The sequence below is a fragment of the Providencia sp. PROV205 genome, from assembly GCF_028479505.1.
GTDB lineage: Bacteria > Pseudomonadota > Gammaproteobacteria > Enterobacterales > Enterobacteriaceae > Providencia > Providencia huaxiensis.
This window is the reverse complement of record NZ_JAMPNU010000030.1, coordinates 58417-67673: the sequence shown is the minus strand read 5'-3', so window position 1 is coordinate 67673 and position 9257 is coordinate 58417. Positions and strand designations below refer to the sequence as shown.

Here is a 9257-nt window from a genome sequence, read left to right as displayed (position 1 = left end):
TTTCCTCTTTTTTATTTCTTTATTCCTGTATTTCTTACGCTATTCCTCCCCTTTTCATCTCTTTGGCTTATGGAAAGCCATTAATACACCTTTATCGATGGTCGTGGTGAATGAAAATTCTGGATATAAAGTAGTAAGTAACAACTCACAGGCTCTTTTGTGGAAAAGAGAATTTTAAGAATATCACGTGAGTGTTGTGAACTGGGTGTTTTGCCATCACGGTGATGAATGACATCATTTGAGCCAAAGTAGTAAGTAACAACTCACTTGTTGAGATGGGACGGCGGCTGCTGACGATGGAGGTGGGGTGACGGGAGTTAGGAGGGGTAATGGAGGATAACTGGTTGTATTGGTGTGATGAATGGATGTTTTAGATGCAAAGTAGTGAGTAACAACTCACGTGTTTCTTAATTAAGTACAGGTAAGTCAATAAAATTAAATGGATATGGTTTTTTGATAATTATCTATTACTCCAGAGAATGTAATTACTTGAGTCAAAGTGGTAAGTAACAGCTCACGTGTTGAAGAGCGTGCGGAGACAAGTGATGGCTGTGGGGTAAAAAGAGCTAAGAGAGAGTTAGGCTAGGTAATCGATAGGTGACTCTTAGTGGCATTGGCTCTGTGAATGAAAACTTTGGATATAAAGTAGTGAGTAACAACTCACTTACTTCTTAATTAAGCGAAGTAAAGCTAATGAAATCAAATAGATATAGTTTATTGATAATTATCTATTACTCCAGAGAATGTAATCACTTGAGCTAAAGTAGTAAGTAACAGCTCACATTTTTTAGTAGCAGAGGAATAGAGGGAGATAATATGGGAGAAAAATAGATAGGAGGATTGTATTTACCCCGGTTTATTTAGGTGGTGAATCCGATAGAAGGGAACAAAGTAGCAAGTAATTAACATGTTTATCATTTCAAAAGAAGAGTAAAAGAAGAACAGAACATTTCTGTGTAAAATTTAAAGACCTTATAGTTAAGATGGTGATTATGCTAAATTTGATAAGCTATAACTACTCAAATTTGATATACTGCACACAGTAATTAATCAAAAATTATAAGATTTTCATTATTTCTCTGTGATATAGGGACTTCAAATTTGGCCAAAAGAACCTATTCTGTTCGGTATATTGCAGGTGAGCCCGCTAAACGTATTCAGCCCATGCCTGTACATATGTTAGGTGAATCACTTCCAATAGGTTTACCTCTATTCGCTGCGGGTGAAACCCTAGATGTGGTTACATGGAATATTTACAAACAGCAACGGCCAAATTGGAAGCACACTCTTAATGAGTTAGTAAAAGATAGAAAACTTATTTTGTTGCAAGAGGCTCAAATGTCACCTGAGCTAATATCTTTTGCTGCATCACACAAATTAATTGCTGATCAAGTACCTGCATTACCTTTTTCACCTCATCCAGCTGGAGTGATGACACTTGCGGCTTCACATCCGATATATTGCTGTCCTTTAAGAGAAAAAGAACCACTTTTACGACTGGCTAAATCTGCGCTGATTACAGTATACCCGTTACCAGATGGGAAGCACTTGATGGTCGCAAATGTTCATGCAATTAACTTCAGTTTTGGTGTGGATGTATATACGCGGCAACTAAATAAATTGGGTGTTCATATTGCTAAACATGTGGGGCCAGTGATCCTTGCGGGTGATTTTAATGCATGGAGTAGGCAACGGGTAAATGCACTAAAACGATTTATTCGTAGTGTGGGTCTAAAAGAAATAGTATTTAGTGATGATTACCGCACTAAGGCTTTTGGCCGTCCTTTGGATTACGTGTTTTATCGTGGATTGAAAGTTAAAAATAGCACTGTACTACCGACAGATGCATCTGATCATAACCCTATTATGACCAAATTTACGCTTTCTAAGTAATTAAGATTATCTCCCTTATTTTCCCTCGCATTTAATTGTAGATTTGATGAGCTATTTTTATTGGGGACATCAGATTGAAATCATCGTTTTTATACATCCTTTTCTTTTTTGCACAAATAGCTAATGGATCTAGCTTATTGTTGGCAAAACATGCGGAACAGTTACCTCGTTTAGTTATTTATGACCCGTCTTATCGACAAATTTCTTATCCAAATGGTGATGTGCCCGAACACTACGGTGTCTGCTCTGATGTAGTTATACGAAGCTACCGAAAAATGGGGGTTGATTTACAAAAATTAGTACATGAAGACATGAAAGCAAACTTTCGCCAATATCCCAGCCAACGTATATGGGGATTACGTAAGCCAGATACAAATATTGATCATCGTCGCGTTCCTAATTTAGAGGCTTTTTTTTCGCGAAAAGGGAAAAATAAGTCTATCTCAAAGAATGCCAGTGATTATATTCCTGGTGATATTGTCTCTTGGCGTTTGGGTAATGGTCGGCCACATATCGGTGTTGTAACTTCGATAAAGTCATCAAGTACACAAAATTATTTAGTTATGCACAATATTGGATATGGCCAAGTAGCTGAGGATATTTTATTTCGTTGGGATATTGTTGGGCATTATTCTTATTAAGTGGGATAATTTTTATATAATATAATTACTATGGTTATAATATTTTAAATTAACTTCTTTGTGGGTTTTTATATATTTAAGTAATTAGTTTAATTTGTTGTTTTTTTGATTATATGCTAATTATTGTATTAGCATTAATTTTGCATGAACTATATTTATAAATGAATGGTTAAACATATAAAGTATAAAACATAAATAAATGGCGGTTAATTCTATGAAAAATATAGTTATTGTTGGTGGTGGGACAGGCGGGACGATGCTAGCAAATACACTTGCTAGAAAATTGAGTAAAGAAATTTTTTCAAAGAAAATAAAAATAACATTAATTACTGATAATCCAATCCATTATTATAAACCTGCATTTATGTATGTTGCTTTTAATTTATTTTTTAAGGATGAACTGAGTCGCCCTGAAAGAGAGCTGTTAAGGCCTGAAATAGAGTTAGCCATTGATAAAATAGAATACTTTGATTTTAAAAATAAAGAGCTAAACTCAACACATGGAAAAAAATATAATTATGATTTTCTTGTGATAGCGACAGGTTGCGTACCTAAACCTGAGCGTATTGAAGGTTTAAAAGATATCGGTAACCACTTTTATGCTTATGAAGCATCAAGGAAGCTAGCTGACCAACTTGCTAAGATTGAAAAAGGTCGAATTTTTATTACAGTATCATTCCCTGAAACACCGAATGTGCCCCATCAGTGTGGTATTGCGCCGATGGAAACAACTTTAATGATTGATGAGTTTTTACGTAAACGTCGAGTTAGGGATAATATTGAAATCGTTTATACTTATCCAACAGTTTCACAATTATTGCGTAACTGTTTATTTATGCAACAACCTGTTTGTGAAGTTATTCCCGAGGTATTTACTGCTAAAAATATTAAAGCGCAGAGAGGGTTTACTTTAGATAAAGTTGATCCAGATAAAAAAATAGCTTATTCGAAAGAAGGTGATGAGCAAAATTTCGACTTACTGATTAGCACTCCACCGATTACCGCGGTTGAGGCAGTTATTAATACCGGATTAAGTGAGCATAATAATGGTGAAGGTTGGTTACCTACCGACCATGAAACTATGCAAGTTTATGGTGTTGATGGCGTTTATGTTATAGGTGATACCGTTGATTTACCAATCAGTAAAGCGGGAGGAAGCTGTCATAATCAGGCTGCTATTATAGCTGATAATATATGCGGAGAATTAATTTATGGTTATCCCGCAGCTATCTATGATGGGCGAGTTCAAGCTGTTGCTCAAATGGGATTAACTGCAGGGATGCCTTTACAATACGATTATAAACACGATGTTATTCCTACGCCTCCGACTAAATTAGGGGGATTACTAAGAAATGGCTTTAATAGAGGTATTTATTGGGCTGCTATTCGTGGCTTAGTTTAAGGAGGAAATCAAAATGTCTAATAATGAAAATCAAAGTAAACTAATTGAACTTCTTAATTCTGAGTCGGGTGATCATTTCGCAGACAAATTAGCACCGCTATTACAACTGAACCGTTTAGATAATATTGTTGATTTACTTTCTCTAATTTCTGACCTTATTGATATTACTGATAATAGCACAGTAGAAAAACTGGCGAACTCATTTGAGGATACTCTAGCGCCAGTCTGGGAATTCGGCACTGCATATAATATGGCTAAAATGGAGGAAATATATAATAGTAAAAATCCAAATTTTCGTTCGGTGTATGCTTTATTAAAAGATCCAAATACATTACGTGGAATTAGTACCGTTTTACGAACCTTGCAAATAATGGGTTCTCGATTGTCTTCCCCTCAAGAGGGGTAATATTTCGGAGGTGGTATGATATTAGATAGACTGTATTCTTTTGATACGCGTGTGATACATAATTACTATGATGCAGCCGAAAATTTAGGATCACTAGCTTCACCAATTTATCAAACGTCAACTTACGTATTTGATAGTGTTGAAGAAGGTGCCGCTTGTTTTAGCGGTGAATCGAACGGTTATATTTATACTCGAATAAATAACCCAACATTAAATTTGTTGGAAAAGCGGCTTGCTGATTTAGAAGAGGGGGACGCCGCAATTGCATTCTCTTCAGGGATGGGAGCAATAACATCGACTCTTTGGACATTACTGAACCCAGGTGATGAGCTGTTAGTTGACATGACGGTTTATGGCTGTACATATGCATTCTTTCACCATGGGTTAGCTCGATTTGGTATCAAAGTTCGTCACATTGATATGAGTGATCCAAATAATGTCGCACAGGCGCTCACTGAAAAAACAAGGATGATATTTTTCGAATCGCCTGCAAACCCAAACATGCGTTTAGTTGATATTAGCGCTGTGAGCCATATCGTTCGTCAATATAATCTTGCAAATAACCAAGAGATATTGGTGACCGTTGATAATACCTATTGCACTCCTTACATTCAAAAACCTCTTGAACTTGGGGCGGACATCGTCGTTCATTCATTGACTAAATATATGAATGGACATGGTGATGTGATGGCTGGGGCGGTTATTACATCTGAGGCGTTAGCTAAGCAAATCAGGTTGGTTGGACTGAAAGATATGACTGGAGCATGCCTATCCCCTCATGATGCAAACCTCATATTACGTGGAATGAAAACACTACCAATCAGAATGGAGAGGCTGGTTGAGAGTGCACAGAAAGTTGCAGAATATTTAGCCTCGCTATCTGAAGTTTCTCAAGTGATGTATCCGGGTTTACCGAGTTTTCCTCAATACTCATTAGCTCAAAGGCAGATGAAGCTACCCGGGGGCATGATTGCTTTTGAACTTAAAGGGGGACTTGAGGCGGGCAAGCAGTTTTTAAACCGCCTACAGTTATTTTCTTGTGCGGTTAGTCTTGGTGATTGTGAGTCATTGGCTCAACACCCAGCGAGTATGACCCATTCGACTTACACTGCTGAGGAACGGAAACAGTATGGGATTAGTGATGGGCTTATTCGTTTATCAGTCGGATTAGAAAGTGTTGATGATTTGATTGCGGATATTAAGCAAGCGCTCAGTTGATAACAAAAGGCCCTATATCATATAAAATATAGGGCCTTTATTTATTTTGTGGATGCGTTAATTAGTTAAGATTTTTGAAATTTACGCATAATGAAGAAGGTCACACTCAATATCGCGACCCAAGCAAACCCAACTAAAAGTGCAACTTGTGTGTCTTTAAAGAAGCCAAGTAGTGCGATGACAAAGACCATAAATGCAATAGTAACCGCAGGGCCAATTGGCCAAAATGGGACTGGGAATTTCAGGTTTTTAACTTCTTCAGGACTCATTTGGCGACGCATGGCGACTTGAGAAAGCAGGATCATTAACCACACCCAAACCGTTGCAAAGGTTGCGATTGACGCAATAATCACAAAGATTTTTTCTGGAAGTAGGTAGTTCAAATACACACCGAGTAACATAATAACGGACATTACTAATACAGTGACCCATGGTACACCGCTTTTCGTCAACTTAGTAAAGACTTTTGGAGCTTGTCCATCTTGCGCCATTCCGTACATCATGCGCCCTGCACCAAAAATATCACTATTAATCGCTGAGATTGCCGCAGTGATGACCACGATATTTAAGATATTTGCCGCTGATTGAATGCCTAAACTATCAAAAATTTGGACGAATGGACTGCCATTTTGACCGACTTGATTCCACGGATAGATACACATCAAAATGAATAATGTTAACCCATAGAATAATAAAATACGGATTGGAACGGCATTAATTGCTTTTGGAATGGTTTTTTCTGGGTTTTGCGCTTCACTGGCAGTAATACCAATCACTTCAATACCGCCAAATGCGAACATGACTATGGCTAAAGAGGCAATAACGCCTTCAATGCCATTTGGCATAAAGCCACCGTGCTCCCATAGATTTTGGATACCCACCGCATGGTCAGTTTCTTGGCCGAAACCGTAGAACATTAAGAAAGTACCACCAACAATCATTGCGATGATGGCCGAGACTTTCACGATAGACAGCCAAAATTCCATTTCACCGAAAATTTTGACGTGACATAAATTGAGTGCGCTAATAAATAGCACGATACTTAATACCCACACCCATTGGTCGACATGTGGGAACCAGAACCCCATGTACATCCCGAAAGCGGTAATATCGGCCAAGCAAACGACCAGCATTTCAAATACGTAGTTCCAGCCAGTTAAAAAACCAGCGAGGGGGCCCATGTAATGGCTAGCGTAGTGAGAAAACGAACCGGGTACAGGATGATGCACTGCCATCTCGCCTAAGGCTCGCATAACCATAAATACAGCAGCACCACCGACCATATAAGCGAGGAGAACTGCAGGCCCTGCCGCTTGAATTGCGGAAGCAGAACCATAAAATAAGCCGGTACCAATCGCTGAGCCTAAAGCCATAAAGCGAATGTGCCGAACACTCAGTCCCTTTCTGAGTTGATTTTGTTCACTACTTTGCATGTCTTTTCCTGTCTTTTTCTTCGTTCGATATATTGTTCCGAATAGGCTTTCGGTATTGTTTATTAAGTCGGACGTACTTTATTGAACCCTAAGGTGGCTACATTATCACAAACTTCCTTGTTCGTGAGATAGATATCTGCAATATAATGCGTGCTCAGCTAACTATTTTAGGAGTGATATGAAATACCCAATTAATGAAATCTTCCAAACCATTCAGGGAGAGGGGGTTTTTACTGGTGTTCCTGCGGTGTTTATTCGTTTGCAGGGCTGCCCAGTTGGATGTAGTTGGTGTGATACCAAACAAACATGGGAAATAGAACAAGACAAAGAATCTACCCTAGGGGATATCGCACTTAAAACGATTGATTCAGATGCATGGGCGATGTCAGATAGTGAGGCATTGATTCAGTTAATGAAAGAAAAACACTTCAGCGCACAGCATATTGTTATTACAGGCGGAGAGCCTTGTATTTATGATTTACAGCCACTGACTGAGGCATTAGAACAGCATGGATATCAATGCCAAATTGAAACTAGCGGCACATATCCTATTCAATGCACAAATAAAACATGGGTTACGGTATCGCCAAAAGTGGGTATGAAAGGCGGGTTACAGGTGATTAGCCAAGCAGTAAACCGCGCTAATGAAATTAAACATCCTGTTGCTCGCGAAAAAGATATTGAGGCACTTGAGAAAATTTTAGCATTACGTACTGTCGAAATGCCGCCAGTAGTGGCATTACAGCCAATCAGCCAAAAGACGGCGGCAACAAAATTGTGTATTGAAACTTGCATTCAACGCAACTGGCGTTTATCGATTCAAACACATAAGTATTTGGATATTCAATAATAAAAAATAGCGATAAATTTTAGTAACCCCCAATAGTTGAAAAACACTCATTGGGGGCCTTTAAATTACCTAAATGGTTGGTTTAGTGGTACTTCAGGATCTGGCTCGTGAGTAATACGGTTGCGTAAGTCACGACGAATAATTTCAATAGACCAAAACCAAATTAAATGGCCAAATATTTCTGACACATTCTCATACCATGGCAGGTCGAAAAGTGGAGGGGTGAGCCCCATAAGAGGGAATGAAATCATATGGACAAATAATTGCGCCAGTGCACCCGCTAACAACCCTTGCCATAACTTAATTTTAGGAAATACTTCAGCAACGATGCAATACCCGACAGCAAACACGATAGAAAATATGATGTGAGTAACGCCCACAGAGTTAAAAACGTGCCCAGCAAAGGTGTACACTGCAGAGTTAGGATCAGCAATTCCTAACCAATCCCTTAAGAAAATATAAGGTGGGTTGAGGAAGTTACGTGAGCAGTCAATTTGTTCCGCTGCACGGATCAGTGTTTCTGGCGAACAAGCTGCGTTGAACATATCCGTTGGGCTTCTTGGCGGTAATGGGACTTCAGCCCCCCATTTGACAAACGAAGAGACGATACCTGCGATTAGACCAATAAATGCTGCCAGTCCATAACGCCTTCTGGATTTTGGTGTTTGTTGAAATAAATGCATTTCCCCTGCCTTATTAAAAGTAAATAATGGTAAATAATAGATCAGGTTATAATTTAATGCACTATGTCAAATTAAAGTTTTTATATCCTTAATGTTAAAAGGGGAAATGTCAGTCACTGATTTATTTCTTGCCTTAGCCTCGTCCTTGATAACGTATGTTTTTTTAGAATTTCGATCATTAAAGGTAATTAGGCAGCTTTCTATGCAGAGTTAGGCGTTGATATTGGTTTGGTCATGAGTCGAAGGTAAAGGATATAGGGATTTACCCCTCATTTATATTCAAAACCTATTAGGCTTGCCGCTAAGTCAGCGGCCTGAGGAGCGTGTATCCCTATATTATATGACTTTTTTAGCGCTTGTACTTTTAAGCTTCTCCGCGATAGACGCAACCTGCATTGCAGGTTTCTTTTACGGTAACCGCACTTAATAAGGGTAGTAAAGGTTTAGTTTGTTGCCAAATCCACTGGGCTAATACCTCACTGGTTGGGTTTTCTAACCCTTCGATATCATTTAAATAATGATGGTCTAAGCGTTCCCAGATAGGCTTAAAAGCGGCTTTTACATCAGAAAAATCAATAATCCAACCACTATGGGAGTCAACTTCACCTGTGATTTCTAAACGCACCATGAAAGAATGCCCATGGAGGCGACCACACTTATGACCCTCTGGGACGTGAGGAAGTTTGTGGGCGGCTTCGAAAGTGAAATCTTTATAGATTGTTGTACTCATA

The 9257-nt window shown here is 38.7% G+C and carries 9 protein-coding genes; 6 read left to right on the top strand and 3 right to left on the bottom strand.

Going from position 1 to position 9257, the window contains the following annotated elements:
* Window positions 1–1101 precede the first annotated feature (1101 nt).
* The 5 genes from PR800_RS16950 (at window position 1102) to megL (ending at window position 5560) form a co-directional block, all read left to right on the top strand.
* Window positions 1102–1893: an endonuclease/exonuclease/phosphatase family protein gene (locus PR800_RS16950; protein WP_231068915.1), complete on the top strand. Its 792-nt coding sequence runs from the start codon at window positions 1102–1104 to the stop codon at window positions 1891–1893.
* A 95-nt stretch (window positions 1894–1988) separates the two neighbouring features.
* On the top strand, window positions 1989–2534 hold the full coding sequence (locus tag PR800_RS16945) for a DUF1287 domain-containing protein (protein WP_375373126.1): 546 nt from the start codon (window positions 1989–1991) through the stop codon (window positions 2532–2534).
* 214 nt (window positions 2535–2748) lie between these two features.
* The gene (locus PR800_RS16940) at window positions 2749–3936 is read left to right on the top strand and encodes an NAD(P)/FAD-dependent oxidoreductase (RefSeq protein WP_102140122.1); all 1188 of its coding nucleotides are present in this window, start codon (window positions 2749–2751) and stop codon (window positions 3934–3936) included.
* Between the two features lie 13 nt (window positions 3937–3949).
* Window positions 3950–4342, top strand: a complete 393-nt coding sequence (locus PR800_RS16935) for a hypothetical protein (RefSeq protein WP_094960905.1) — start codon at window positions 3950–3952, stop codon at window positions 4340–4342.
* A 15-nt stretch (window positions 4343–4357) separates the two neighbouring features.
* Window positions 4358–5560 (top strand): methionine gamma-lyase, encoded by a 1203-nt coding sequence (megL, locus tag PR800_RS16930; protein ID WP_195697650.1) that lies wholly within the window; start codon window positions 4358–4360, stop codon window positions 5558–5560.
* 65 nt (window positions 5561–5625) lie between these two features.
* Here the strand turns inward: megL and PR800_RS16925 are convergent, their stop codons facing one another.
* Complete coding sequence (locus tag PR800_RS16925) at window positions 5626–6993, bottom strand: amino acid permease (protein WP_102140118.1); 1368 nt, start codon at window positions 6991–6993, stop codon at window positions 5626–5628.
* Between the two features lie 178 nt (window positions 6994–7171).
* Between PR800_RS16925 and queE the strand changes: the two genes are divergently transcribed.
* Window positions 7172–7843: a 7-carboxy-7-deazaguanine synthase QueE gene (gene queE, locus PR800_RS16920; protein ID WP_102140117.1), complete on the top strand. Its 672-nt coding sequence runs from the start codon at window positions 7172–7174 to the stop codon at window positions 7841–7843.
* A gap of 65 nt (window positions 7844–7908) precedes the next feature.
* On the opposite strand, the gene PR800_RS16915 is transcribed toward queE, so the two are convergent.
* Together PR800_RS16915 and queD are read right to left on the bottom strand one after the other, a co-directional pair.
* Window positions 7909–8526 (bottom strand): YagU family protein, encoded by a 618-nt coding sequence (locus PR800_RS16915; protein ID WP_004260761.1) that lies wholly within the window; start codon window positions 8524–8526, stop codon window positions 7909–7911.
* 364 nt (window positions 8527–8890) lie between these two features.
* Entirely contained in the window at window positions 8891–9256 is a 366-nt protein-coding gene (gene queD / locus PR800_RS16910; protein WP_004913900.1) for a 6-carboxytetrahydropterin synthase QueD, read from the bottom strand.
* Window position 9257: the final 1 nt, after the last annotated feature.